The 25759-nt window shown below is 67.6% G+C and carries 20 protein-coding genes and 1 riboswitch; of the genes, 9 read left to right on the plus strand and 11 right to left on the minus strand.

Going from position 1 to position 25759, the window contains the following annotated elements:
- The 3 genes from ON04_RS15945 to ccsB all read left to right on the plus strand — a co-directional run.
- On the plus strand, positions 1–504 hold a 504-nt coding region (locus ON04_RS15945; protein ID WP_010540954.1), incomplete at its 5' end, for a hypothetical protein.
- A 143-nt stretch (positions 505–647) separates the two neighbouring features.
- Positions 648–2309 (plus strand): cytochrome c biogenesis protein ResB, encoded by a 1662-nt coding sequence (resB, locus tag ON04_RS07340; RefSeq protein WP_010540955.1) that lies wholly within the window; start codon positions 648–650, stop codon positions 2307–2309.
- Positions 2306–3310, plus strand: a complete 1005-nt coding sequence (gene ccsB / locus ON04_RS07345) for a c-type cytochrome biogenesis protein CcsB (RefSeq protein WP_010540956.1) — start codon at positions 2306–2308, stop codon at positions 3308–3310. Before resB ends, ccsB begins: the two co-directional genes overlap by 4 nt.
- Before the next feature lie 242 nt (positions 3311–3552).
- Here the strand turns inward: ccsB and ON04_RS07350 are convergent, their stop codons facing one another.
- The 6 genes from ON04_RS07350 to ON04_RS07375 form a co-directional block, all read right to left on the minus strand.
- Positions 3553–4254, minus strand: a complete 702-nt coding sequence (locus tag ON04_RS07350) for a type 1 glutamine amidotransferase domain-containing protein (protein ID WP_010540957.1) — start codon at positions 4252–4254, stop codon at positions 3553–3555.
- A 21-nt stretch (positions 4255–4275) separates the two neighbouring features.
- Entirely contained in the window at positions 4276–4821 is a 546-nt protein-coding gene (locus tag ON04_RS07355) for a hypothetical protein (RefSeq protein ID WP_010540958.1), read from the minus strand.
- Positions 4822–4944: 123 nt separating this feature from the next.
- Positions 4945–5934: a DUF4352 domain-containing protein gene (locus tag ON04_RS07360; RefSeq protein ID WP_010540959.1), complete on the minus strand. Its 990-nt coding sequence runs from the start codon at positions 5932–5934 to the stop codon at positions 4945–4947.
- A gap of 98 nt (positions 5935–6032) precedes the next feature.
- Positions 6033–7754, minus strand: a complete 1722-nt coding sequence (locus tag ON04_RS07365) for a class I adenylate-forming enzyme family protein (RefSeq protein WP_050815293.1) — start codon at positions 7752–7754, stop codon at positions 6033–6035.
- Between the two features lie 102 nt (positions 7755–7856).
- Positions 7857–8375 carry an ElyC/SanA/YdcF family protein gene (locus ON04_RS07370; protein WP_010540961.1) on the minus strand — a complete coding sequence of 173 codons (519 nt, stop codon included), beginning with the start codon at positions 8373–8375 and terminating at the stop codon, positions 7857–7859.
- A 419-nt stretch (positions 8376–8794) separates the two neighbouring features.
- Positions 8795–11500: an ATP-dependent DNA ligase gene (locus tag ON04_RS07375; RefSeq protein WP_010540962.1), complete on the minus strand. Its 2706-nt coding sequence runs from the start codon at positions 11498–11500 to the stop codon at positions 8795–8797.
- 258 nt (positions 11501–11758) lie between these two features.
- On the opposite strand from ON04_RS07375, the gene ON04_RS07380 reads away from it, so the two are divergent.
- The 4 genes from ON04_RS07380 (at position 11759) to ON04_RS07395 (ending at position 15081) form a co-directional block, all read left to right on the plus strand.
- A complete protein-coding gene (locus tag ON04_RS07380; protein WP_010540963.1) occupies positions 11759–12109 on the plus strand; it encodes a hypothetical protein in 351 nt (116 codons plus the stop codon).
- Between the two features lie 37 nt (positions 12110–12146).
- Positions 12147–12653, plus strand: a complete 507-nt coding sequence (locus ON04_RS07385) for a hypothetical protein (protein WP_010540964.1) — start codon at positions 12147–12149, stop codon at positions 12651–12653.
- Between the two features lie 132 nt (positions 12654–12785).
- Positions 12786–12883, plus strand: a riboswitch (TPP riboswitch).
- A 112-nt stretch (positions 12884–12995) separates the two neighbouring features.
- A complete protein-coding gene (locus tag ON04_RS07390) occupies positions 12996–13760 on the plus strand; it encodes a 3-oxoacyl-ACP reductase (protein WP_010540965.1) in 765 nt (254 codons plus the stop codon).
- A 4-nt stretch (positions 13761–13764) separates the two neighbouring features.
- Positions 13765–15081, plus strand: coding sequence for an LLM class flavin-dependent oxidoreductase (locus ON04_RS07395; protein WP_010540966.1), 1317 nt, complete (start codon positions 13765–13767; stop codon positions 15079–15081).
- A gap of 52 nt (positions 15082–15133) precedes the next feature.
- On the opposite strand, the gene ON04_RS07400 is transcribed toward ON04_RS07395, so the two are convergent.
- The 4 genes from ON04_RS07400 to ON04_RS07415 form a co-directional block, all read right to left on the minus strand.
- Positions 15134–16912 carry a lipase family protein gene (locus ON04_RS07400; RefSeq protein ID WP_238529260.1) on the minus strand — a complete coding sequence of 593 codons (1779 nt, stop codon included), beginning with the start codon at positions 16910–16912 and terminating at the stop codon, positions 15134–15136.
- Positions 16913–17680: 768 nt separating this feature from the next.
- Positions 17681–19348, minus strand: coding sequence for a DHA2 family efflux MFS transporter permease subunit (locus tag ON04_RS07405; RefSeq protein WP_010540968.1), 1668 nt, complete (start codon positions 19346–19348; stop codon positions 17681–17683).
- A gap of 68 nt (positions 19349–19416) precedes the next feature.
- Positions 19417–20382: an NADP-dependent oxidoreductase gene (locus tag ON04_RS07410; protein WP_010540969.1), complete on the minus strand. Its 966-nt coding sequence runs from the start codon at positions 20380–20382 to the stop codon at positions 19417–19419.
- 102 nt (positions 20383–20484) lie between these two features.
- The gene (locus tag ON04_RS07415; protein WP_238529261.1) at positions 20485–21252 is read right to left on the minus strand and encodes a sulfite exporter TauE/SafE family protein; all 768 of its coding nucleotides are present in this window, start codon (positions 21250–21252) and stop codon (positions 20485–20487) included.
- 138 nt (positions 21253–21390) lie between these two features.
- Between ON04_RS07415 and ON04_RS07420 the strand changes: the two genes are divergently transcribed.
- The gene (locus tag ON04_RS07420; RefSeq protein WP_010540971.1) at positions 21391–23004 is read left to right on the plus strand and encodes an ABC transporter substrate-binding protein; all 1614 of its coding nucleotides are present in this window, start codon (positions 21391–21393) and stop codon (positions 23002–23004) included.
- A 97-nt stretch (positions 23005–23101) separates the two neighbouring features.
- Complete coding sequence (ku, locus tag ON04_RS07425; protein ID WP_010540972.1) at positions 23102–24139, plus strand: non-homologous end joining protein Ku; 1038 nt, start codon at positions 23102–23104, stop codon at positions 24137–24139.
- Between the two features lie 643 nt (positions 24140–24782).
- On the opposite strand, the gene ON04_RS07430 is transcribed toward ku, so the two are convergent.
- Positions 24783–25724, minus strand: coding sequence for a GlxA family transcriptional regulator (locus tag ON04_RS07430; protein WP_010540974.1), 942 nt, complete (start codon positions 25722–25724; stop codon positions 24783–24785).
- Positions 25725–25759 lie beyond the last annotated feature (35 nt).

A 25759-nucleotide genomic window follows, 5' to 3' on the forward strand; every position in this document is an offset into this window, starting at 1 on the left:
GGGACGACCACCTCGATCGTTAACACCAGCACCACCTCTGTAACACCGGCCTCGGATACGTCGGCTGAGACGACCAGCTCGGACTCGCCGACACCACAGCCTCCGGCTCAGACCAGACCGGCGGCTGCGATCGTCGGCGAGGGCGCGGCGTGTGGTCCGCGGGGAGCCGTCGCGGTGTTCGTAGACGGGGCGACCGCGTACTGCGCCCGTCTCCAATACACCGACGGCGCAGCGTGGTCCCGCGATCCGGCACTGGCACCGAATCCCGCAGCCGAGGAGGCGTTCCGCCGGGCAGGCCCCCAGATCGGGGACCAGTGCATCGGCGCCGACATCGGGCGCACCAGTGTTGACACCAACGGCACCGCGATCGTCTGCGACAACTACATGTGGCGGCAGGACGTGGGCCAGGAACCGTCCCATCCCTGGGTCGACGAACAGGTGAGATGGACAGAGTGCCTGGAATCGTTCACGGCGGACGAATGCCGCGAACAACTCGGCAACTGAGCCACGCGTAATACTCCAGGGAGAGCCCCGCCACACCCCGGCCGAACCCCCACACCCTGCCAGGTTCCGCTCAGGATCATCCGACTAACCTGGATGCGACCGGCGCCGAGCAGTCGGCGCGCAGCGACCGCCAGATGGACCCCATGCCCACAATCGCCGCCGTCACCGCCTTTTTCCGCAATGCGTGGCGCACCCTCACCGCCATGCGCACGGCACTGATCCTGCTGTTCCTGCTCGCCGTGGCCGCCATCCCGGGCGCCCTGCTGCCCCAGCGCAGCCTCAACGAGGGCAACGTCAACGCGTACATCGAGGAAAACGGCTGGCTCGGCGAGGTCTACGACAAGCTCCAGCTGTTCGACGTTTTCTCCAGCTGGTGGTTTACGGCCATCTACGTGCTGCTGTTCGTCTCGCTCGTCGGCTGCCTCACGCCGCGCACGTTCGACCTGGTCAAGCAACTGCGCACGCCCCCGCCGCTCACGCCGCGCAACCTCAGCCGACTGCCGCACCACGCCGCGTACCGGACCACTGCCACTCCGGAGCAAGCCGCGGAGCAGGTGCGTCGCGAGCTCAAGGGCCGCGTCCGGCGCAACGACGGCGACGGCCGCGTCGCCGACACCATCGAATTCTCCACCGAACGCGGCTACTCCCGCGAGGTGGGCAACATCGTCTTCCACTTCGGCCTGCTGGCGCTGCTCATCATGTTTGCCGCCGGCAAATTCGTGTACGCCGAGGGCATGCGCGTGATCATCGCCAACGAGGACTCACCGGCGTTCTGCAACACCACCCCCAGCGCCTACGACTCGTTCCGTGCCGGACTGCTGGTCGACGGCACCGATCTTGAGCAGTTCTGCATCAAGGTCGAGGACTTCCGCGCCGACTACCTGCCCAACGGCCAGGCCGAGATGTTCACCTCCAACGTGCGCTACACCGACGAGGTCACGACCACTGACCCCGACACATGGCAGCAGTACAAGATGCAGGTCAATCACCCGCTGCGCGTCGGCTCCACCCGCGTGTACCTGCAGGGGCACGGCTTCGCGCCCACGTTCACGGTCACGTTCCCGAACGGCGAGACCCGCACAGACACCCAGCATTGGCAGCCCACTGAACTGCAGACATTCCTCTCGTCGGGCATCATGCGTTTCGACCCGCCGGCCGGTCTCTACCCGGACCTGGTCGAGCGGCGTACGCAGCAGATCGCCATTCAGGGGCTGTTCGCGCCGACCGCCCAGTTCGACGGCACGCTGCTCAGCTCCAGGTTTCCGCGGATGGACGACCCGGCCGTGGCCATTGACGTCCACCGCGGCGACGCCGGCCTCGACACCGGCCGCCCACAGTCGATCTTCTCGCTGGAGCCCGACCTCATCGAATCCGGTGCGCTCAAGCGTGAGGCCCGCGTCAACCTTCGGCCGGGCGAATCCACCACCCTCGCCGACGGCACATCGATCCGGTTTGACGGCGCCGAGGAATTCGTCAACCTCCAGGTGTCCGAGGATCCCACGCAGATCTGGGTGGGCGTGTCGGCGGCCGTGATGATGGCCGGGCTGGTGTTGAGCCTGATGGTGCGGCGCCGACGCATCTGGGCGCGAGTGGGTGTCGACGACGACGGCGTCACCCGCGTCGACCTGGGCGGCCTGGCAAAGACGGACCGATCAGGCTGGGGGAGCGAGTTCGACGACCTACGAAACCGGCTGGTCAAGACGTCGGCCGTCACACCCGTCTTGCCCGAACCCGCCAGCACGGACGACACTTCATCTAGTCGCGGCACCGACCCCGATGCCTCGCGGAAGGACGACACCCGGTGAACACCTTGATTCTCGCGCAGGGACTCCCTGTCAACGAGACGCTCTCCAACCTCAGTGACCTCACGTTCCGTACGGCTTTCGGACTGTACGCACTGGCCCTGCTGGCGTCGATGATCTACTACGCCGGATTCCGGGTGGCCAAGGTGGCCGAGCCGAACCGCGAGCTGGCCGGCGCGGGCGGTCCCGGGCTGACGGAGTCCACCTCGATCACCGACACCGGTGATGAGGACCGCGCCTCCGCCGGCAGTACGCGGTGGGCGCGGATCGCGCAGATGTTCATCATGCTCGCCTGGCTGTTCCAGGCGGCCGCACTGGTGCTGCGCGGAGTGGCGACGAGCCGCTTCCCGTGGGGCAACATGTACGAGTTCATCCTGGCTTCCACCCTGTTGGGAGTGGGGGCCGGACTGATCTTCCTGCGCAAGCCTGCACTGGCCGTGGCCTGGCCGTACGTCCTGGTTCCGGTGCTGGCGCTGCTGTTCTTCGGCGGGACGCACCTGTACTCCGAGGCCGCTCCCGTGGTGCCGGCGCTGCGGTCGTACTGGCTGCCGATTCACGTCTCGATCATCTCGCTGGCCTCGGGCATTCTTCTGATCGGCGGCGTCTCGTCGATCATGTATCTGATCCGTGTGTGGCAGCCGCAGGGCGCCGAGCACGGCTGGGGCGCCGCGATTGCCCGTCCGCTGCCCGCCGCCGACACCCTCGACCGGCTGGCCTACCGCACCACGGTCATCGGCTTCCCCATCTTCGGCGTGGGCATCCTGCTGGGCGCGGTCTGGGCCGAGAGTGCGTGGGGCCGCTTCTGGGGCTGGGACCCCAAGGAGACCGCCTCGTTCGTGTCCTGGGTCCTCTACGCCGGCTACCTGCACGCTCGTGCGACCTCGGGCTGGGGCGCCAAGAAGGCGGCGTGGATCAACATCGCCGGATTCTCGGTGTTGATCTTCAACCTGTTCTTCATCAACATCGTGGTCTCGGGCCTGCACTCCTACGCGGGTCTGAACTAGCCGCCGAGCCCGGCCCGTCCCGCCGGCTCGCACCGCACCAGCCCCAGCGCCGCAACAGCCGCGCCCTCCAGAGTCATCCGGACGCGATATGTCCGGGCAGGATGACTCTGGAGGGCGCGGCTGCGGTTGGCGGGGTGCGGGGCTGCGGTTGGCGGGGTGCTGGGCTGCGGTTGGCGGGGTGCGGCGGATCGCGGGTAGTGAGACGCGGCCCGCTGACTCGGACCGCGACTGACGGAGGTGCGCTACTTGGAGAAGTCGGCGACAAGTCGCTGAGCGAGATCCGTCGAGGACTGCGGGTTCTGGCCTGTGTACAGGTTGCGGTCCACAACAACGTGGGAGCCCCACGGCTCAGCGGCCGAGGAGTACTTCGCGCCCAGCTCAACCAGCTTGTCCTCGAGGAGCCAGGGTGCCTTGTCCGCCAACCCGGCCTGCTCTTCCTCGCGGTTGGAGAACGCGGTCATCTGGTAACCCGCGAACGGCGAGGACGCAGGATCCGCCGAGGCGGCCAGTACCGCGGCCGGGGCGTGGCACAGCATGGCCAGGGTTTTGCCGGAGGTCATCCGGTCGCTGAGAATCGCGCCGGAGGCCTGGTCGGTCGCCAGATCCTGGAGCGGCCCGTGCCCGCCCGGGTAGAAGACGAGGTCAAAATCTGCGTGATCGACGGTGGTCAGATCAGCGGGGGAATTCAGAACCGGCTGCAGTCGTTCGAGCGAGGCCTTGACCCTCTGGAGGGTGTCCGGGTCGCCGGCGCCTTCGGCCAGACTCGCCTGGTCAACAGTGGGCGTGCGCCCGCCGGGGGTTGCCACGGTGACGGACCAGCCGGCATCGGTGAACACCTCGTAGGGGGCCACGAACTCCTCCGCCCAGAAACCGGTCGGATGCTCGGTCCCGTCCTTGAGGGTCCAGTGGTCGGCTGCGGAAAGAATCATCAGAACGTTTGTCATTTCCGCAAGCGTACGCCTCTGTCAGAGTTGCGCGAGCAAGTCTTTCCAGACGGGCCGCCAGTAGTCGATGGCCTCGGCTGAGTCGAGTTTGGTGTGCGTCAGCCCGACTGACGACCTGCTACCGGGCTTGTCACTGATGTGCACCGCCACGCGAGTGCCGTCCGCCAGCGGGACCCGCCAATAGCGCCACTTCTCCGTGCTCGACGTGGTGCCGGGTGCGGCGATGGCCACCCCACCGAACTCCTCACGGTCCGCGACGAGATCCGACCATGCCTGCAGGGCAGCATCCTTGTCGGCCGAGATGGTCCGCGAAGTGGACAGCTGAAAGTCGCCGGTGCAGGACTGGCCCGGAACCCGTAGTCCGGTGTGCTGCCCGTACGCGATAGCCGTGCCCTGGGCCCACCACTCGCGACGCTCGACCGACTCCGGCATCTGGGCGAGCGCGAGAACGGCGATCGCGGAATGGGGCATCTCCCGCGCCCCTGCTGCGTCGAGCATCTCGACCCACTCGTCCCACGAGCGCCCGGTGGCGGAGGCGATGCCGGCGGTGTTGGAGGGCTTGACCATGCCCTCATGCTGCCGCAGAAGCGAGCGGGTGGACGCGCATTCGGGGCGTTGCGTCCGTACCCCGCCACCGTTGCGCCCGCCCGGCCACATTCGCGCCCGCGCGCCACAGGTGTCGGCGTGGAGTTACTCGACGGCGACAAACACCTCGCCGCCACCGAACGTGCCGAGATCGAGCCGCAGGAGCCCTGACTCGCCCTCGGGGACCGCCAGGTCGATGTTGCCGGTCGCGGAGGCGCCGGTGTAGAGCTCGCCCTCCAGCGGTTCGGGTGTGACGGCAGAGTGGTCGTACGAGCGGATGACGTTGCCGCCGTCGGTGACGAACGCCGCGCTGATGAAGTCAGCAAGCCCCGACTCGTCGCCGATGTAGGTAGCGGTGAGGTTCACCAGCGCGTACTGACTTCCCGCTGGCGGCGGGTCGTTGAACATGTTCGCGGCCATGACCTGATCGGTGGCATTGCGGGTGAAGCTGTTCACGACGACCTCCCATTCCTCGGTCCTGAGGGTGTCGCCGATGGCCGAAGGGTTGGCCCGGGTGCCGACGGCCCCTCCGCTCTCGCCAGCCGCGGCCTCGCTGCCGGAGCTGCTCGAGTCGCCGGAGTCCGACCTCGCGACGGTCACATTCTCATCAAATGCATTGTCGAAGGCGTCGCCCACCACGGTGACGAAGAAGGCCATTGCCATGATCGTCCCGATAATGGACACGATGACCGCGGCGATCGCAGTCCCCTTGGGCTTGCCGCTCATGAAAAGGCCGACGACGCCCAGGATGAAGCCGAAGGGCAGGAGGATCCATCCGACGATCGCGGCGCCCGGTACAACGGACATGATTGCGCCCAGGATGGCGACGACCAGGGCGACGATCCCGATGGTGTTCCGCGTCTTGACGGGCTCCTCGCCCGGGTAGGGCGCGTTTCCGTAGCCGGGAGGGCCGAACGGAGGAGGGGGTCCGCCGTACTGCGGTTGCGGGTTGGTTGGCCCACCGTACGGCGGGTGGGGGCCCGGCGCCCCGGCGAATTCGTACCGAGGTTGAGAGCCGGTTTCGTTCCCCTGTTGGTTACCTGGGTTGGACGGTTCGGAGGGTCGTGCCGTCCAGGGACCTTTAGATTCTGACATGTGTCTAAGGATCACATAATGACACGCTGATCGCATGCTTCCTGGCGGACGAGGTGGTCGCTGCATTGCTGAGCACACGTCCAGGTTTAAAGGTCCCGCTATGACCGGCCACCAGTGGAGCTGCTGGTCGTCGCCAGCGCCCGCACCTCACCCTTGGCCACCTTGCCGCCAGGCGCGGTCGGGAGCTCGTCCACCACCAGGAGCTTCTCCGGCAGGTACTCGCGGGTGACGCCTTCGGCGCGCAGCCAGTCGGTGAGCTCGGGCAGGGTGAGAGCGTCAGCGCCGGGCTCGAGCGTGACGACCACGCACAGGCGTTCACCGAACACCTCGTCCGGGACGCCGACTGCCGCGACCATCGCTACGGATGGGTGCTCCCGGACGTGGTCCTCGACCTCCACGGCGGAGATGTTCTTGCCGCCCCGGATGATGAGGTCGGCCAGCCGCCCGACCACGCGGAGGCGATCCGACTCGTCGATCTCCACCACGTCGCCCAGTAGGACCCACCCGTCGTCGGTGAACAACTCGGCATTGGCCGCGGGGTCGTTCCAGTATCCGGGAGAGGTCAGGACTCCTTTTACCGCTGGCTGACCCCGCCGGATGCCCGGGCCCGTGACCTCGCGGGGCCCGTCGAAGACGCGCACGCGCATCTCCGGGATGATGCGGCCGCCGGTCGTGAGCCGGGTCTCGTCGTCGTCGTGGATCGAGGTGGCGCTGGCAGCGCCCGTCTCGTTGGATCCGTAGAACTGCAACGACTTGGCCCCGGTGACGTCTTCGAAGCGTTTCGCCTCGGCAAACGGGACCGCCTCACCACCAGTGAACATCACTCGCAGGTCCTCGAGTCGGTCCAGTGGCGGCTGCGAGCAGTGCAGCATCATCCGGAACTGCGTGCTCACACACGCCAGGACGGTCGCGCGGTGCTCGCGCATCATGGTGATGGCGGTGGGGGCGTCGAACCGCTCCATCACCAGGGCTGGCCGGCCCAGCAGCGCGGGCAGGAAGTGGGACGTCCACAGACCGAAGCCGAACGGTGCCGGCACGAACGCTGCGACGGTCTCGTTGGGGGTCAACTCGGCGTTGCGACAGGCTAGTGCGGCGAATGCGGTCCACCGGAGTTGTGTCTGCGTGACCAGCTTGGGTCGACCGGTGGTGCCGGAGGTGCTGTTGAGCATGGAGACCTCATCGACGCCGAACGCGTGCCGGGGGTCGACGGGCACAGCGCGGGCGAGATCGATCCCGTCCGTGCCGCCAGCCTGGTCGTCCTCCCCAACGCGTCCCTTCGCGATTGTTATTCCGTCGACCAGCAGGACACTGTCGACGGCGACGCCACGGTCCCGCAGGTCGGCGAGCAGGTCTGCCACAGGTACGCCACGCATGTGCGGCGCGGTGACCAGGACCCGTGCGCCGGCCGAGGCCATGATGTGGGCGACCTCGGCGGGTCCGGAGCGCGCGCCCATCGCGGCGACCCGGACCCCGGCGCGGTAGGCGCCCACCAGTGCGACGTGGAAACCGGCCGTGTCCGGCAGGTACACCGCCACCGACTCCGGGCGCTGCTCTGAGGAAAGCTCCGGGCCGGCGCCGTTGTCGGACCGCAGCGCGCTGTACACCCGATCGGCGGCGAGGTCGTACTCGGCCCACGTGGTGGTGCCATCGGGGCTGATGTAGGCGGGCTCGTCGCCGCGGGTGCGGGCCCAGTGGCGGACCATCTCGCTCACGGAGACGCCCGTGAACGCATCGGGGGCGGTGGTGAAGTCGTCGAGGGTTACGGGCCCGGGCCCGGGATGTGCTGCGTGCCGGTTCTTCACTAGCTCATACTTACCCATGCCGCGTCGTGATGTCGATGCGGCACCATCGGCGCAGCGCGGTTTGTGCGGCGCCGTCGACGCGGCGCGGTGGGGCCATCCGCGCAATGGCGTGCTCGGATCTCAGCAGGCGGGCTTGAGGAACGCCTTGAGGTAGCCGCCGGTCTCGTGGAGGAGCGCGTGTTTTCGCGACCGGGACAGGGGTTTGGGCGTGTCGGTGACGTAGACCGGTCCGTCAAAGCACTGCTCGAAGTACATCCGGACCCTCGATACGTGCCCCCAGTAGGTCACCGCCAGAAGCGATTCGTATCCGCGGTCGCGGGCGATGCGGGTGGCGGCGGTCGTCTCGCCTTCCGTGGTACCGATGTCCGGCTCAAAGCACTCGATCTGGATGCGGCGCCCGTCGCGTGCGGTGACGGGGCTTGCCGCGCAATAGGCCGTGATCGCGGCCGAGTAGGAGTCGCGGCCTCCTGGCGTGGGCTGTGAGACCAAGATCCGGTCGGTCACGCCTTCCTCTGCCAGGTGGCGCGCGTAGACGTAGCGGTCGTCGTTCGCTCCGGCGACCACCACTATGGCGTCGACGTGGTCGGGTGAGTCGGTGCGCGGGAAGAGGACGGCGCTCGCGGCCGTCAACCCGGTCACAGTGGCGGCGACGGCGACGAGAACCGTCGCGAGAACTGCGATGCGGCGGCGTAGGGAGCGTGGTCTCTCTGCAGAGAGGTCACTGAGCGGGGCTGTGACGGGGCTGAGCCGCGCGCCGCTCGATGGATGCTGCCGCTGTCTGCCGCCGGACCGAAGCTGCCACGCGGCCGCGCTCGCCGCCCGCGGCCGATCGCAGCCCAATCCGCGGGAGTTTTGTCGTGGTGGCTGCGAAGGAACAGCGATTTTTTCGCACTGAGCACGACAAGACGGGGGCTGCGGTGGGCGACGCTGCGCGACGAGCGCCGCGGTGGGGGCGCAGGGAGTTGCGCGGGTAGCGACGAGAGGCAGCGAGCTTCGGCGGGGGCAGCGGGAGCGGCGAGTGTCTCCGGCGAGGTGCGGCTGCAGCAGCCCGAACCGGCCTACAGATCCCCGGGCAGCTTGTCGCGGCGGATGTCACGCCACGAAGCTTGGCGGAGGACGCCGTCCTCGGTGAAACCCTGGTGGCGGACCTCTACGACAAGTTTCGGCAGGACCCACTTGGCGTCGCGGCGGGCGTCGGCGGGGAGTTCGGCCATGAACGGGCTTGTTTTGCGGGTCAGCGGCTTGAGTTCGTCGAGCAGGGCGCGCGCCTGCTTGTCGGTGAAGCCCGTGCCCACGCGGCCGATGTAGGTCAGACCCTTCTCGGCGGGCAGTCCCAGCAGGAGTGAGCCCACCGCGCCGCTGCGTCCGCCTTTGCCCGGCCGCCAGCCGCCCACCACTGCGTCGGTGGTGGTGAGCAGCTTCTGCTTGAGCCACGCCTGCGAGCGCCGTCCGGACTCGTACCGCGAGTCGCGGCGTTTGGCGACGATGCCCTCCCAGCCGTACTCCTCCGCCTCGGCCAGAGCGCGGTCGCCGGGTCCGTCCAGTACCGCCGGCACGTGTACCCGCTCCACCTGCGTCAACGCCGGGGTCAGCAGGTCCAGCACCTCCCGACGACGCTCCCACGCCTGCGACTGCAACTCCACGCCGTCGACCTCCAGCACGTCGAAGACGAACAGCTCCACCTTTGGCAGCGACGAGTCCTTCCCCTCGGCTGCGGCCTGCTTGGCCAGCGACGCGAAATCTGGGACGCCGCTGGGGCCCGGGATCACGAGTTCGCCGTCGAGCACCGCCGGCCGCTCCAGGGCCTCGGCCAGCCCGGGGAACCCGTCGGCCAGCCAATCCATCGAGTTGCCGTTGCGGCTGACCAGGCGCGTCTGCCCGCCGGACCCGCCGGACCTGCCGGACCCGCCGGACCCGCTGGTCGCGACGGTCACCCGGTAGCCGTCCCACTTGCCCTCGAACGCCCACTTGTCGTCGGGGAGTTCGGTCACTGTGCCGGCGGTGGGGATCATCGGAAGCGGGGGAGCGTCGGGGCGGTCGGCGGGGTCCGAGGCGCGGTTCGCCGAGTCGGCCAAGCTGCGGGAGCGCGCGTCGTCCGAGGCGCGGGTCGCCGAGTCGACCGAACTGCGAGTGCGCTTGGCGTCCGCGTCGCGGGGCGCCGCATCGTCCGAGCCGCGCGCCCGTTTGTCGCCCGGCGGGTACGACGACTTCGGGTTCGATCGCCCGCCGTAGAAGGAATCCGGCGACTGATCCTTCATGAATTGCACGATCCACTGGTTCTTATCGGCGTTTGTGCGCACCAGCACGTATCGGCCGGAGACCTGCTCGCCATGGAGCCAGATGATGATCTCGTCGTCGCGCCATTTCTCGCACCCGTACGTGCCGCGGTCCCAGATGCTCACGGTCCCGCCGCCGTATTCGCCCTTGGGAATGGTCCCGGAGAAGGTCTCGTAGCCCAGGGGGTGGTCCTCGGTCTGCACGGCCAGGCGCCGGTCCTTCGGCTCGGTCGGCAGGTTCTTGGGAACTGCCCACGAGACCAGCACGCCCTGGTGCTCGAGGCGGAAGTCGTAGTGCAGCCGGCGGGCGTGGTGCTCCTGGATCACGAAGATCGGGTCGTCGCCGTCGGAGCGATCGGTGTCGACCTCGCCCTCGAACGGCTCCGGCGTGTTGCGGCGATCCCGCTTGCGCCGGTACTCCTCGAGGCTGGTGACCACCGCGTCGTCGGACCGAGGCGTGGCGTCGCAGTCGGCGCGCTCGGGGTCGTCATCGTCCGAAGATGATGACGACGACGATGACGCCGAGGCCTTCTTCTTCCCGCCCGACTTCTTCTTCCGCGATGCCGAACCGGTAGTCGACGCCGACTTTTTAGTGGATCCGCCCTTGCGGCGCTTGCCCTCGAGGCTCTCGAGGAGGTCGCCGTCTGCGTCGAGACGTTTCAGGACCTCGTCCCAATGCAGGTGCTTCAGGTCGCCGTCGCCGAGTTCGTCCCACGACCTCGGAGCCGCGACCCACGGCTCGGCCCGCCCGCGCAGGGAGTACGGAGCGACGGTGGTCTTGGCGCCGCTGTTCTGGCTCCAGTCGACGAACACCTTCCCGTCGCGGATGGAGCGCTTCATGGTGGCGGTGACCAAATCCGGGGTCTGCTTGGCGAGCGACTGCGCGATCTGCTTGGCCACGGCGGAGGCGCCCTTGGCGGTGACGGCCTTGTCCAGCCGGGCGTAGAGATGGATCCCCTTGGAGCCGCTGGTGACCGGGAATGATTGGAGCCCCGCCTCGTCCAGCAGGTCGCGGACGCGCAGGGCCACCTTTGCCGTGGTGTCCAGATCCACGTCCTGGCCGGGGTCCAGATCTATGACGATCCGGCGCGTCCTGCCCGGCTCGTCCCCGGAGAGGGTCCACTGCGGCACGTGCAACTCCAGCGCGGCCTGCTGGGCGAACCACGCGAGCGTGGCCGGGGAGTCGAGCACGGGGTAGGTGACGTCGCGCTTGGAATGCTCGAGCGTCACCCGCGGCACCCAGTCCGGCGCGTGGGAGGGGAGGTTCTTCTCGAAGAAGGACTTGTCGCTGGTGCCGTCGGGCCAGCGCTTGCGGGTCACCGGCCGCTGCCCCGCGTACGTGATGAGCAGGGGCGCCACGGCCTCGTAGTACTCCAGCACCTGCGCTTTAGTAGTGTCAGTGGCTTCGTAGAGCACCTTGTCGGAGTGGGTGAACCGCACGGTGCGACCGTCGACCTCGACCGAGTCTTTCTGCCCCTTGCTCGCCATGGCACCACTCTGGCATCCGGGTCGGACATTGGCGACCGGCGTGGACGGCGAGGATGATCTGCCCGCCGAGGATCCTCATCGTCGACGACGGCTTGGTCACGGGCTGAAGCGGGACCGCATGCGGTGAGGCGGCGGCGTCGTGGGCTTGCCGTAATCTATGCCTAGAACCCATTCGGCTTCGGCCAGGTGCGGGCTGCCAGCACGGGTGTTCTCGCCGAGTATCCGGACCGCGCCACTGGGAGGAGGTGCTGTTCTCCGATGGCGTCTGAGGCTTTGCCTGTTCGCTTCTTCGATCGGCCCCAGCTTGCTGCGGCCGAGCAGGCTCGCGTGCGACTCAACGAGGAGCTTCGCGAATGGTCGGTCCAGCGATCGGCACTGACCGATGACGAGCTCGGCCAGAAGCCGCACCGCCGGGTACCTCGGGGCTGGCCTGACGAGGTGCTGGCGCGGGTAGAGATAACCGCGCGGCAGGCCTGCGTGATCGATGACGAGAGTGCTGCTGCGGAGGCGTCCAGGCTGGCGTGGTCGGCGTCGGCCAAGCTCCTCGGGGCTGCGATATCGCTTGGGGTCCCGCTCGCGGTTGTCATTGCGGTGGTGGCGGGGGCATGACTTCTTCCCGCGTTCTGCTCGACGGCCGGGGGACGCCGTGCTGAGGCTCATCATTCCGCTGCTGTTCCTGGCGATTGTGGCGGGATGGTTCTGGTACACCGCGTGGCTGGTGCGGACTGCAATTGATGAACTCGCGCACCGTCGCAGGCTCATGGCGGGGCTCGATCCGCTGCAGGTGACGGCCAGGAAATCTCTCGAGGATGTGGAGGCGGCGCACGATTCCGCGCTCAGGGCCCTGTCGTTGACGGTCGAGGCCTGGTATGAGCTCCGGGAGACCCGGGCGGTGGGGACTGCGCTGGTCGAGAGGTTTCCGAGTATCGAAGCCAGAGCTGCGCGTGAGCCGGAGTTCCTCGACGTTCTCGAGGACGCCGACGCGCTACTCAACGAGGCTCGTCCTGCCGGTGCCCTCCCGATCGACGATCTCCTCCAACGCACTGCCCGGATGGATGCGCTGAATCTGCGGATCCGGAAGCTCGTTCACCGCTACGACGCGTCCGAGCGGCGAGGTCGCGGACGCTTCTTCCCTCGATCGGGCCGCACATAGCGCATGGCTGGGCTCAGGTGCTCACCCCGACGGAGATCGGCCCGCCAAAAGCGATACCTAGAGGCACTGACGGTTTGGATGCTGCAGCCCGACGACGCGGTGGATATAGGTGTGCCGACGCCCGTTATGGTGGGAGTCGGCACGGGGTGCTGCCCAACCGGGCGGCTGAGATCACACCCGTCGAACCTGATCTAGGTAGTTCTAGCGAAGGAATGTCGATACGACGCCCTCAGTGGCGTCAGCGTCTGGGCCTCGGCCGGTGGCTGCGCACGCCGCCACGCAGCCGGCGAATGCCAGGCAGATATCGCATGCCTGCGCCGGAACTGCCGGGAAGCGAGAGTCATGCGCATTGACGAGCAGATAGTCCTGGTCACCGGAGGCGCCCGCGGGCTGGGTGTGGAGATTGCCCGGGCGTTCGCGCGTGAGGGCGCCGTCGTCGTCGTCAATTACCGTCGCAGCGAGGAGGCCGCCTCCGACCTGGTCCGTGAGCTCGGCGGGGACCGCGCCGTCGCACTCCGCGCCGATGTGACCGACGACGACGAGGTGCGCGCTCTCTTCGAGGCGGCCCGCGCCCACTTCGGGCGGCCCATCACCACGGTGGTCAACAACGCGCTCGCGGATTTCGAGTTCAACGGTGATGCGCGACCCTCGCCGGAGTCGATCACCTGGGAGCATTTCGAGGGGCAGTTGCGGGGTGCGGTCAAGGGCACGCTCGCCACCACGCAGGCGGCGTTGCCCGGGATGCGCGAAGCCGGGTTCGGACGGATCGTCACGATCGGCACCAACCTGTTCCAGCACCCGGTGGTTCCGTACCACGACTACACCGCCGCCAAGGCCGCTGCGCTCTCGCTCACGCGCACCCTGGCCACTGATCTGGGGCCGGAGAACATCACGGTGAACATGGTCTCCGGCGGCCTGCTCCGCACCACCGACGCCAGCGCGGCCACGCCTGAGGAGGTCTTTGACCTCATCGCCTCCGGCACTCCGCTGCGTCGGGCGATCACCCCGCCCGAGCTCGCCGATGCCGTGTTGTTCTTCGCGTCCCCGTGGTCGCGGGCGGTGACGGGCCAGAATTTGATCGTCGACGGCGGATTGGTCAAGGGCTGAGACGATGCTGCACTTCAACGCTTTCCTGTTCGGTTGTGGCCATCATTCGGCGGCGTGGCGGCATCCGGACTCGCCGGTTGAGCGCGTGGGCGACATAGCCTTCTACGAGGAGCTCGCGCGTACCGCTGAACGTGGGTGCCTGGACGCGGTGTTCTTTGCCGACGGGCATTCGGTGCTCGACCCCGCCAGCGGCTCGTGGTGGTTCCTCGAGCCGCTGACTGCACTGGCGGCCATGGCGCGCGCGACCGAGCACGTGGGTCTGGTCACCACCATCTCCACTACCTTCTACACACCGTTCCACGCGGCCCGCTCGCTGGCGTCCCTCGACCACATCAGCTCCGGCCGGGTGGGCTGGAACGTGGTGACCTCGATGTTCGACGCGGAGGCGCGTAATCACGGCTACGAGAAGATGCCCGCTCACGCCGAGCGGTACGCGCGGGCCGACGAGTTCGTGGACGCGGCCCTCGCACTGTGGGACTCGTGGGACGCCGACGCGTTGGTGTTCGACCGCGACGGCGTGTGGGCCGACCCGGACAAGGTGCGGCCGATCCACCACCACGGTGAGCACTTCCTCGTGGACGGGCCGCTCACGGTGCCGCGGTCTCCGCAGGGGCGGCCGGTGCTGTTCCAGGCAGGGTCCTCCGAGTACGGGCGGGACCTGGCAGCGCGTCGCGCGGAGGGGATCTACGCGGTGGCGTACGACGTGGAGTCGTCGCTGGCGTACAACTCGGACATCCGCGAACGCGCGCGAGCGACCGAGCGCGGCCAGTCCGGTGCGGAGTCGATGGTGATCATGCCGGGACTCGTCACCTACGTGGGGTCCACCGAGGACGAGGCCCGCCGGAAGAAGGCCGAGCTGGACGCCCTGCTGCCGGTCGAGCAGTCGCTGGCGCAGCTATCCCTGTTCACCGAGCAGGATTGCTCCGACTGGGAGCTCGACGCACCGGTGCCCGAGTTGCCGCCGCTCGCCGAGTTCACCGGGCCGCAGGGGCGGTACGAGACGATCCTGCGGATCATCGAGAAGGACTCGCCCACCGTGCGCGAGCTACTCGGAACCCTCGCCGCCGGGGGAGGGCACTGCACCATGGTGGGCACTCCCGAGTCGATCGCCGACCAGATAGAACACTGGCACCGGGTGGGCGCGGCCGACGGGTTCAACCTCATGCCGCCCATGTACCCGCACGGGCTGGAGGAGTTTGTGGACCACGTAGTGCCCGTCCTGCAGCAGCGGGGACTATTTCGGCGGTCCTACGAGCGGCCCGAGGGCGAGGCGGGCGGTCCCGGCGGGCCGATGACGCTACGGGAACTGCTCGGGCAGTAACCGGCGAGCCCCGGCAGCAGGAGCCCGCGAGCGCTCGTCCTCCTGCCGGGGTTCAGCAGGTCGGAGTGGGTTCCGCCCCGCTCCAGCGGTCGACGGTCCACTGCACCAGCTGCGGCGTCAGCGGCGAGTCCGCGGCGACCAGCCCGGTGTGGTCGAGGCCGGGGTAGGTCCGGTAGTCGAGCGGTTCGCCCGCGGAGCACCGGGCGTTCACCCACGTCTGCTGCATGGCGGGCTTGACCAGCGGATCGGCCAGGCCCTGCGCGATGAGTACGGGGGCCGGCCACGGTCCAGTTGGCGAGTTCGCGCGCAGGGTCTCGCCGAGGTCGCCGTTGAGCGTGGCGTCGGGGAATACCTGCTCGGGAATCTGGCTGCCGCGCAGGAGAGCGGCAATGACGTCCTGCTCGTTGAAGCAGAGATCGCCGACCTTCTCCACCCCGTGGGCGGTGCCGGGGTTGAGATGGCCGGCGAGATCGAGATCGGGGTAGATGCTGTTCCACGATTGCGCGATATAGGCGGAGACCGTCTTACCGGCGAGCTCGTCCTTGCTGGCCTCGGCCAGGTCGAACAGGTCCGTGGCCGGCGCCATGCCGGCGATCCCCTTGATGGTCAGCTCGGGCGCGTAATCGCCCGCGATCTGCCCGGTCCACAGGGCCCCGTGCCCGCCCTGCGAGTGCCCCCACACCACGGTGTCGCGGCTCAGGCTCACGCTGTTGAGCTGTTGCGCGGCGCGAGAGGCATCCAGAACATTGCGCGCCTCGGCCTGTCCGACCAGGTAGGGGTGCATCTCTGACGTGCCCAGCCCCACGTAGTCCGAGGTGACGGCGGCCCAGCCGTGGTCGGTGACCATCTCGGCCAGCGCCGTCCCCGCGCCGTCTGCGAACGGGGTGGGGCTTAGCGACGGCGCGCACCGCGGAACGATGCCTGTCGTACCGTGGGCCACGCTGATCAGAGGCAACTCGTCCGCGCCCCGGCTGGCCGGAACGAGGACCGTGCCGCTCGCCGCGGTGATCGTGCCGTCGGGCCGGGTGGTGGTGTAGAGAATGCGCCAGGCCTCGGCGCCGTCGGGAACACCGGTGGTGAGGGTCTCGGCCCGGAGCAATACCCCGGGCTCGCCAGGTAGCGGTTCTACGGCCGTGTAGAAGTCGTCCGGTGCCGCGCGCTCGTCGCCGCGTAAGAGAACCGCGCTGCCGACGGCGAAGACGACGACGACGAGCAACGCCGCCGCAGAGAGAAGCGTCCGGCCCCAGCTGCGCACTCCGCTCGATCCAGCGCGGGATTCGGCGTGGGCATCGGCGCGGTTGCCGCGTGCGTGCACCAGCGGGCTGAGGAGTCCACGGAGCCCGACAAACACCAGCCAGGCACCGAACCCGAATCGGATCGACTGAATGGCCAGGACCGGCCAGACCAGGCACAACAGTCCGAAGAGGATCGCGGCGACACCACTGAGGGCCCCCGCCACACGGCGATCGGACCCGCTGCCCCGACTCGCTACGAGCGTGTGGACCCCGTGCACGATCAGCGCGGCGACCATCACCCACAGCAGGGTGCGGATGCTCGCCGAGTGCCAGGCCAGCACCACGACGCCGGCCGAGATAGATGCCAGCCCGGAGACCACACGGGTCCACCGCCGTGAGTGGCCTCCGCCCCCGTCGACCAGTGCCAGGGTCGCTACCCCGACGACGACGAGACCAGCGCCTGCCACCCAGACGATCTGCGGGACGGTCAGGTGGGCGAGGATCAACGCGACCCCGAGCGCGATCGCCGCGAGCGTCAGGATCAACCGCATGACCCATCTCATCCGGCCGGACCGGTCAGTGACCAACTCGCTCATCGTCATCCCTTCAGGACGGCCTGCTCCGGCTCGCGAGAACACGGGGACGCGGGACCAGCGGGGTTCGTCAATCGCTCTGTCGGTGCACCATATCGCTTCCGTCTCGACCTGAGTTGCCCATGCTCACGCTGGTCCGCCAACTCTGCGCAACCCGCGTCGAAGGTTCCCCGTCAGAGGTCGTGATGAAAACTGGCGTTTCCACCGCAAACTCACGATTTCAGCGTAAACATACTCGGCATGGGTGCTAAGTACCGTCTTCTATTCGCGATTCTGCTAGGCGCCGGGTTGGTGGGGTGTGGCTCGAGCGAGACCCCGGCGCCGCAATCGGCCACCGCTTCAACAAGCGAGCGGTCGACGAGTAGCGAGGCTTCGACAGTCACCGTTACTTCAACGGTCGCGGCGCCGGTCAACGAGGAGGTTCCTGCCGCGGTCGAGGCGCCCTCCATAGTCGACTGTCAGATGGGACTCGGGCCGGTAGAGACATACTGGTCGGACGGAAGCGTGACCGGGTACTCCGATTACTGCCAAGCGGTTCACGACCGCACTTTGCAAGGTGAGGCTGCGGCCAACTCACCGCAGTGCGACGGAACGGTCTGCAGGTATCCGTCCGGTGCCACGATGCGCGATCCAAATGCGACCCCCGACGATCGGTGTACCAACCAGATCAATTACGCGAACGATCCTCGATCCAATGCGGAAATCAATTCGATCGGCGCGGAAACTGGTCAATGCCCGGAACCTATCTCGTAAGCGCACTTCAGCGCCGTTCTAAACCGAAGTAGCTCCAGCTTCAGCGTTGACACTCATATCCTCCTGCCCAACCCCACCCCGCCGCGCCGCCACCCACACGGCCCCGGCAGCGAGCAGACCCAGCACCAGGAATCCGGTGGTGCTGTAGAGGGTCCAGCGGGTGGCGTCTGCGAAGCCACTAGCAAGGACATTCACCACGGCATCCGGCGCACCCTGCGCGCGTAGGCCCGAAATGACTCCGCCAGCCGAGCTGCGGGTGGCGTCGGCGAACTGGGCTGCCGGCCCGGTCACCGACGCGAAACTTTGAGCCAGTCCCAGGGATAGGACCGAGCCTGCGATCGCGGCGCCGATCGCCGCGCCCACCTGCCGGACGGTGCTCTGGGTGGCGGAGCCCTGCCCGGAGGAGGACACCGGGATGTCGTGAAGGACGGTGCTGGTCAGTTGTGCGGAGGCGAGCCCCAGGCCGACGCCGTAGATCACCAGGATCGCGCCGATCAGCACGGGCGAGGTGCCGGAGTGGATGGTCAGCGCCAGGATCAGCACGCCCACGACCTCCAGAGCCACGCCCACCAGGACGGTGCCGGCGGCGCCGATGAGCGCGGCCAGATGGCGGGCCAGGGCGCCGGCGACAAAAGCTCCGAGTGCCATGGTGGCCAGGACGAAGCCGGTTGCCATGGTGCCCAGCCCCACGGCGTTGATGAGGAACAGCGGCAGCACAAAGATGAGGCCGAACTCGCCGATTGCGATCATCATGGCCGCGATGTTGCCCAGGCTGAAGGTGGGGATGAAGAACAGGTTCAGGTCCAGCAGCGCGGAGCGGCGAACGCGTTCGCGGTGACGTTCCCAGAACCCGAACAACACGAGCGCCACCGCGGCCACGCCCAGCAGAATCGGCACGATCGAGACGGGCATGTCCTGCGACCAGGTCAGACCAAACAGGTGCAGGTCGGCCAGCGGCTTCCACCAGCCGAGGGTCGAGCCCTCGATGATCGCAAAGACCAGCAGGCCGAAGCCGATAAAGCTCAGCAGGAGGCCGTCGACGTCGTATCCCTTACGCCCGGACGGCGCAGTGGTCTCGGGTACGGCGATGAGCGCGGCGACCACCAGTGCGACGCCGATCGGCACGTTGACCAGGAAGATCCACTCCCACGCGAACGTGCTGGTCAGCCACCCGCCCAACAATGGACCGAGGGCGGCGGCGCCGGAGATCACCGCGCCCCACACGCCGAACGCGGCGGCTCGGTCCTTTCCGCGGAACGTGTCGTTGACCGTGGACAGCGTGGTGGGCAGGATGCAGGCGCCGCCGACGCCCTGCAGGACGCGGGCGCTGATGAGGGCGGTGGCGTCGCCGGCGGTGGCGGCCCAGATGCTGCCGGCCACGAACAGCGCGATGCCCGCGATGAACAGCCGCCGTCGGCCGAGGCGGTCGCCCAGGCTGCCGGCGGTGAGCAGTAGGGCGGCCAAGACCACCGAGTACAGGGAGTTGACCCATTGGGCGTCGGTGAGATCGAGGTCCAGGTCGTCGATGATGGTCGGCATGGAAACGGCGACGATGGTGCCGTCCATGACGATCATCGCCAGGCCCACCGCCAGTACGATCAGGGCCCACCACTTGCTCGGTCGCGGGCGCGAGTGCGGCTCGGCGGGGGAGCGTTGGTCTGTGGTGGTGGGCTGCTCACTCGTCATTCTTGAGACCTTAACGAGGTGGGTTGTGCGCGGTCATCAATCGAATGGTTGAGATCCTCGCCGCAACGTCACCGGGTGAAGTCGATAACCAACCGTCCGCGCGTGCCGCCGGCTTCGAGTCGCTCGTGTGCTCGCCCCGCGTCGTCGGGCGAATAGCTGTCTGCCACACGCAGTGTGACCACGCCATCTTCCGCCAGCTGGCGCAGCTCGTCGAGTTTGTCCTGCTCCTCGGCCATATCCATCACGCTCACGGCATGGACCTTGACGTCGTGTTTGCCGTCGCCCTGGTACCAACGCACGGTGGCCACCGACCCACCGGTCTTGACCGCGGGCAGGACTGCGGCGTCTTGCACGGATCCGTCGAAGAGGCCGTCGACACCGTCGGGGTAGAGCTCCAGAATGCGGTCGGCAACGCCGTCTCCGCGCCTGACGATCTGATCTGCGCCGAGCGAGCGCACAAGGTCTTCGTCTGACTCGGACGCATCGGCCACCACCACGAGGCCGTCGTGCTTGGCCAGCTGCAGCACATATCCGCCGGTCGATCCGGCCGCTCCGGTGACCGCGAGAGTCTGCCCGGGCTTAAGATCGAGCAGGTCGAGAGCGCGGCGAGCGGTCAGGCCGTTCATCGGGAGCGTTGACGCGGCGATGGCGTCGGTATCGCGGGGTGTGGCGACGATTGACCGCGCAGGCAAGACAATGTCCTCGCGGTATGCGCCGTGCTCGTCGCGGGGGACCACGATGCCCATTACCTTGTCGCCGACCGACAGGGAGGTGTCTGCGTCCTCGCCGATCTCGACGAGTGTTCCGGCGATATCCATGCCCGGAATATCTGCGGCTCCGCGGGGAGTTCCGGTCTTCGAACGGGAACCGTTGCGGGTGTAGGTGTCCGTGGGGTTGATGGTCGCGGCCTCGACCCGCACGCGAACTCCGGTCGGTGCGAGTTCTTGTTTGGGGACCTGAACGACCTGCAGCGCCTCGGGGCCACCGTAGGTCGTTACGCCGACGGCGCGGACTAGTTCAGACGAGTCGCTCATTGATTCTCATTCCCGCAGAACCGGCAGAAATGCGCCGCTCTGCTTGATTGGTGACGCGATTGACTACTCGTTCGCAGGGTAACCGCGCCCGCACCCGGGCCGTCAGAACACCCCGGTGACGTGGGCGAGCCCGCGCGCCAGAGTGGTGAGTGCGCCGGCGGTGACGACGACGACGGCGATCGTACGGCCCGTCCCTGCGTTGACCCGCCGGGAGATCGGGCCGCCGAGTGCGATCCCGACGGGCACCATGGCCAGGACGAGCGCGATCACGATCAGTGGCGGCAAATCGCTGATCGGCGCCGCCCCCAGACCAACCTTGCTCACCACGGACACCGCGCCCATCGTCAGGAAGATCGGCTGCAGCGTGGCGGCAAAAGAACGCTGGCCCCAGTTGGTGGCCTGCGCGTAGACGAGCATCGCGGGCGAGGCCACGCCCACCGCGGTGTTGAGGAATCCACCTGCCGTGCCTGCGACCGCAGCCGGGAGGCGACCGCTGACGGGCGGAATGTGCACGAGGGCTGTGGTGGCGAGGGTGGCCAGGAGGACAGCGCCGATCACCACCTCGAGCCAGTTCCGGTCCACCGCACCCACCAGTAGAGCGCCGAGGACCGACCCCACCACGATCAGGGGCGCGAGCCCGCGGTACCGACGCCAGTCGATGTCCCGACGGAGGGTGACGGCAATGAGCGCGGCGGAGACCACCGTCGTGAGGTTGGTCAGCAGCACGCCGGTGACCGGCCCGAGGAGCAACACGAGCGTGGGGGAGACCACCAGCCCGACGCCCATCCCGCTGACCCGTTGCAGCACTGAGCCCAGGATGACGGACGCGGCCGCGATGAGCAGAAGGTGGAGACCGAAGTCTGCGGGCATGCCCGTCAGCATTCCAGGTGCCTTTGGTGAAAGCGTCAGCTGGCCGGACTAGGCGATAACGCAGACGATCCACGTGAGCACCCTTTACGTTTGAAGAGTCACCATGACGTCGGTACTCATCCCCCTGTCTGGAGCATCATGAAACTCATCACCACGGCAGTTCTCACCGCAGCTGCGCTGACCCTGACGGCGTGCGGCGGCGGGACCGATGACGCCTCGGAAGGCGCTGATTCGGTGTCCGCCACGGGCAATCAGGGTCGCACTCCGGACGAGTCGGGGGAGTGCACCGAGGACAAGGCGGGCGGGACCATCACGATGGGCGAGTTCGTGATGCTGCCCTCGTTCGCACCGGGCCAGGGCCACTATGGACTTCGTGGAGGGGCCCAGTCTGCTGCTGTGTACGACCGGCTGATGCGCTGGAACCCCGAGGCCGGGGAATACGAGCCCCAGCTCGCCGAGTCCCTGGAGCCGAACGACGATCACTCGGTCTGGACCCTCAAGCTCCGCGACGATGTCCGCTTCTCTAACGGTGACCCGCTTACGGCGGACGATGTGGTGTTCACGATGAACCTCCACAAGGACCCGGCGACCAAATCCTTGGCATTGACCGATGTCGAACAGATCGAGTCGATGCGCGTGGTCGATCCGCAGACCGTGGAATTCACTCTTGATGAACCGTGGGTCGGTTTCCCGTTCGCGCTGGCGCGATCGGCGGGCGAGGTGATCCCCGAGAAGGCGTACTCGCAGGCGACGCCTGAGGAGTGGGCCGCGAATCCAATCGGAGCGGGAGCGTTCGTCCTGGACAGGAGTATTCCTAACCAGGAGGTCGTCCTGACTCCGAACCCGGACTATTACGGCGGCCCGGTGTGCCCGACGCTACGGTTCGTCGCTATCCCGGGTTCGCAGGGCACGCTCGAGGCGTTCCAGAACGGCGAGGTCGAGGTGGGGTTCCTGCGCGGGGCGGAGTTCGTCAACGCGGCATGGGACGCCGACGAGCAGGGTTTCTACGAAGCTGTGAGTTCGGGCCGGGCAATGGTCATGAACAACGGCAAGGCGGGATACGACGGCATCTTTACCGACGTGCGGGCGCGCCAGGCCGTGGCGTACGCGCTGGATACCGAGCTCATGGACGAGCGGCTGACGGGCGGGCTCGGTCAACCGACGTCGGCGCTGCTGGCGGAGTCGTCGCGCTTCTATGACGGACAGCAGGGCCTCGAGTTCGATCCCGAGCAGGCCAAGGCGCTCGTCGACGAGCTCAAGGAGGACACGGACTGGAACGGCGACATCACCCTGCTCGCCAATACCAGTCCCGAGAATGTCGAGACGGGCGTCATCACCAAGGCGCTCCTCGATGCGGTGGGCTTCAACGTGACTCTGGAGAACGTGCCCTCGTCCCAGCAGGCCGCGAGGTTGTTCACCGGTGACTTTGAGATCATCGTGGGCGGGATGAATCCCTCGGACGGCGACGCGTCGGCGAGCTTCCTGGCCAACATGGTGCCCGACGGGTCGACCAACGTCAGTGGCGTGGACAATCCCGAGCTCGCGGCCGCGGCCAGGGAACTCAAGTCTGCTCCCACCCTCGAAGAGCAGAGGGCCGCCAACACCCGGGTCCAGGAAGTGTTCAACCGAGTCGTGCCGTTCGCGGTGTTCGCCAATGCGGAGCAGTACGTGGTGGTGGACGAGTCGGTGAAGGGCGTGACCCCGACCGTGGCGTCCACGATGCTCTTCGACGATGCGTACCTCGAGCAGTGAGGTGACCTCGGCCCCGCTCTCCCGCTGACCCGCCCAGCCGCCGGTCTCCTGACTCGTCCGGCTGCCGAGCCCGCCCGTCTGACGCATACTCATTCCCATGCGATCCATCTGGAAGGGCGAGGTTTCCTTTGGCCTGGTGAACGTGCCGGTCAAGGTGTACGCGGCGACGGAGGACCACGATCTGCACGCGCACCAGGTCGACAAGTCCGACGGCGTGCGCATTCGCTACAAGAAGGTGCGCGACGACAACGGCGAGGAAGTGGAGTTCGCCGACATCGCCAAGGCGTACGAGACCGACGACGGCGAGACAGTCATCCTCACTAAGGACGATCTGGCCAGCCTGCCGGTGGAGCAGAATCACGAGATCGAGGTCACGGAGTTCGTCCCGGCCGACCAGGTGGATCCGGTGGCCTTTGACAACGCGTACTTCTTGGAACCGGCGTCCCGCTCGAATCGGGCCTACGTGCTGATGCGCGAGGCGCTGGAGTCCACGGATCGGCTGGCGATCTGCACGTTCACGCTGCGCAGCCGCACCCGCCTGTGCGCGCTGCGGGTGTACAAGGATGTCCTCATGCTGCAGACGCTCCTGTGGCCTGACGAGATCCGCCCCGCGATCCTGGACGGTCTGGATAAGGAGGCCAAGGTCCGGCCGCAGGAGGTCAAGATGGCGGCGTCGCTCATCGAGACGATGGCGGCGGACTTCGAGCCGGAGAAGTACCAGGACGACTACCAGGAGCAGCTCCGCGAACTCATCGAGGCCAAGGCGTCCGGTGGCGAGGCGTTCACCGTGGAGGAGCGCGAGTCCTCGGACGACGACGGTGACGACGAAGTCGCCGACCTCCTGGCAGCCCTGCGCGCGAGCGTGAAGGACCGCGGCGGTGACGCGGACGCCAGCGACGATGACGACCAGGACGACAACGACGACGACGACACCTCGAGCTCCAAGAAGAAGTCGCCGGCAAAGAAGAGCGCCAAGTCCTCTACCAAAAAGACTCCCGCCAAGAAGCAGGGGGCAAAGAAGGCGCCGGCCAAAAAGGCGCCGGCTAAAAAGGCAGCGGCAAAGAAGTCCACAGCCTCCAAGTCGACCGCAAAGAAGGCTCCTGCAAAGAAGGCGGCGGCCAAGAAGTCGGCCTGACCGCACCCGCCCGCCGCAGTCCCTCCCACACAGCCCCTCCCACACAGCCCCTCCCACACAGCCCCTCCCACCCCGCAGTCGCCGGAGCGCGCTCACCTCGCAGCCGCGCCGTCCAAAGTCATTCGGCCGCGATATATCAGGGCCAGATGACCTTGAGCGGCGCGGCTGCGGGGAGGGAGGCGGTGACGCGGCTGCGGGGAGGTAGGCGGCGGCGCGGCTGCGCGAGGGGGCGGGGCCTGCCAAGAAACCGGCTCTTCCCAGATGAGGGTGTAGGTCGGCCGGGCGCGTCGGTCCGCAGATAGACGTCGAGATCTCCCGACGACGGAGGTTCCTACGCCATCCATCCGAGAGACCTCGACGTGTCCGACGCTACCCCGCCGGCCGGCTTCGGCCGCCCTGACCTGACCGCCTTCGCGTCTTATCCCAATCGACTCTGATCGGGTCTGCTGATCCTCTCGACGAGAACGCAGCGACATCACAGCCACCCAACCCCGACCGTCCGGGAAGCCGGGACACGTCACATGGCCTGTGCTGCGGGCGTGTCGATTGGGTCGTCCAGGGGCGACGCAGGAGCGTCGACGCGACGTGCTGAGAGGTGGTTCCAGTCGAGCACTAGCACACCGGCTACAGGCATGGCGATAGGTCAGGAACGGCGTCGCTCCCTACGCAGGAGGGAGCGCAGAGTCTCGGCGTTCGCGTAGCCGACCCGTAGCGCGATATCGGCGGAGGTGAGGTCCGTGGTTGCTGAGAGGTGCCGAGCTCGTTCGATGCGAAGCCGTTGGACGAAGCCGAGCGGAGTGAGGTTGAGCGCCGCACGGACTCGTCGTTCGAGGGTGCGCCGGCTGGTGCCGAGCGACTGCGCGACGAAGGCGACGTTCAACGGTTCGTCCAGGCGGGCGCGCACGAAGCGTTCGAACTCGACCACGATCGGGTCCTCGTGCCGGAGATGTTCGTAGGCGACGAAGGCCGCCTGCGACGGGCGCTCGTCGATGATGAGGAGCTTGGCGACATGTTGGGCCAGGTCGGGGCTGATCGATCGCACGAGTGAGAGCGCGAGGTCGATGTGGGCGAACGCGGCGCCGGCGGTGACGAGGTTCCCGTCGACCACGACCATGGTGTCGAGATCGAGGGCGACGGTCGGATAGCGCTTCAGGAACTCCGGCCCCAGGAACCAGCTGGTCGTCGCCCGCCGATGATGCATCCGTCCGGTCTCGGCGACAGCGAACACGCCGGTGCACGCCGCGGCGATCCGGGTGGTCGCCTCGTCGAGGCGCCCGAGCGAGGCGATGACCGAACGAGCATCTCGGCTCTGGAGGGCGTCGTTGGTAGCGGCGGCCGTAAGGGTTCCAAGCGCAGGGACGACGACCACGTCGAACTCTGCGGACTCCGACAGCGGGTGGTCCACCGACAGGGTCATCGATGCCGTCGTGGTCACTCGCCGTTTCGGTCCGAGGATGGCGAGTTTGATCGGGTCGATCCGCGGGTCGACATCGCCGCGGGCTCCGTCGGCCACCCGCACGATGTCGATGATCGACGCGATAGCCGAACCGAAGCAGCCGTCGATCGCGATCAGTCCGATACGCATGACGTAAACAATAGCATTACTGCCGTATACGCCAC

This window comes from Dietzia alimentaria 72, from assembly GCF_000226215.1.
GTDB lineage: Bacteria > Actinomycetota > Actinomycetes > Mycobacteriales > Mycobacteriaceae > Dietzia > Dietzia alimentaria.

What these genes read in the sequence shown, in the direction of transcription:
- resB (WP_010540955.1), top strand. Translation starts at nt 648, where the DNA reads ATGCCCACAATCGCCGCCGTCACCGCCTTTTTCCGCAATGCGTGGCGC.
- ON04_RS07350 (WP_010540957.1), bottom strand. Translation starts at nt 4,254, where the DNA reads ATGACAAACGTTCTGATGATTCTTTCCGCAGCCGACCACTGGACCCTC.
- ON04_RS07355 (WP_010540958.1), bottom strand. Translation starts at nt 4,821, where the DNA reads ATGGTCAAGCCCTCCAACACCGCCGGCATCGCCTCCGCCACCGGGCGC.
- ON04_RS07360 (WP_010540959.1), bottom strand. Translation starts at nt 5,934, where the DNA reads ATGTCAGAATCTAAAGGTCCCTGGACGGCACGACCCTCCGAACCGTCC.
- ON04_RS07365 (WP_050815293.1), bottom strand. Translation starts at nt 7,754, where the DNA reads ATGGGTAAGTATGAGCTAGTGAAGAACCGGCACGCAGCACATCCCGGG.
- ON04_RS07375 (WP_010540962.1), bottom strand. Translation starts at nt 11,500, where the DNA reads ATGGCGAGCAAGGGGCAGAAAGACTCGGTCGAGGTCGACGGTCGCACC.
- ON04_RS07380 (WP_010540963.1), top strand. Translation starts at nt 11,759, where the DNA reads ATGGCGTCTGAGGCTTTGCCTGTTCGCTTCTTCGATCGGCCCCAGCTT.
- ON04_RS07390 (WP_010540965.1), top strand. Translation starts at nt 12,996, where the DNA reads ATGCGCATTGACGAGCAGATAGTCCTGGTCACCGGAGGCGCCCGCGGG.
- ON04_RS07395 (WP_010540966.1), top strand. Translation starts at nt 13,765, where the DNA reads ATGCTGCACTTCAACGCTTTCCTGTTCGGTTGTGGCCATCATTCGGCG.
- ON04_RS07400 (WP_238529260.1), bottom strand. Translation starts at nt 16,912, where the DNA reads ATGAGCGAGTTGGTCACTGACCGGTCCGGCCGGATGAGATGGGTCATG.
- ON04_RS07405 (WP_010540968.1), bottom strand. Translation starts at nt 19,348, where the DNA reads ATGACGAGTGAGCAGCCCACCACCACAGACCAACGCTCCCCCGCCGAG.
- ON04_RS07410 (WP_010540969.1), bottom strand. Translation starts at nt 20,382, where the DNA reads ATGAGCGACTCGTCTGAACTAGTCCGCGCCGTCGGCGTAACGACCTAC.
- ON04_RS07415 (WP_238529261.1), bottom strand. Translation starts at nt 21,252, where the DNA reads ATGCCCGCAGACTTCGGTCTCCACCTTCTGCTCATCGCGGCCGCGTCC.
- ON04_RS07420 (WP_010540971.1), top strand. Translation starts at nt 21,391, where the DNA reads ATGAAACTCATCACCACGGCAGTTCTCACCGCAGCTGCGCTGACCCTG.
- ku (WP_010540972.1), top strand. Translation starts at nt 23,102, where the DNA reads ATGCGATCCATCTGGAAGGGCGAGGTTTCCTTTGGCCTGGTGAACGTG.
- ON04_RS07430 (WP_010540974.1), bottom strand. Translation starts at nt 25,724, where the DNA reads ATGCGTATCGGACTGATCGCGATCGACGGCTGCTTCGGTTCGGCTATC.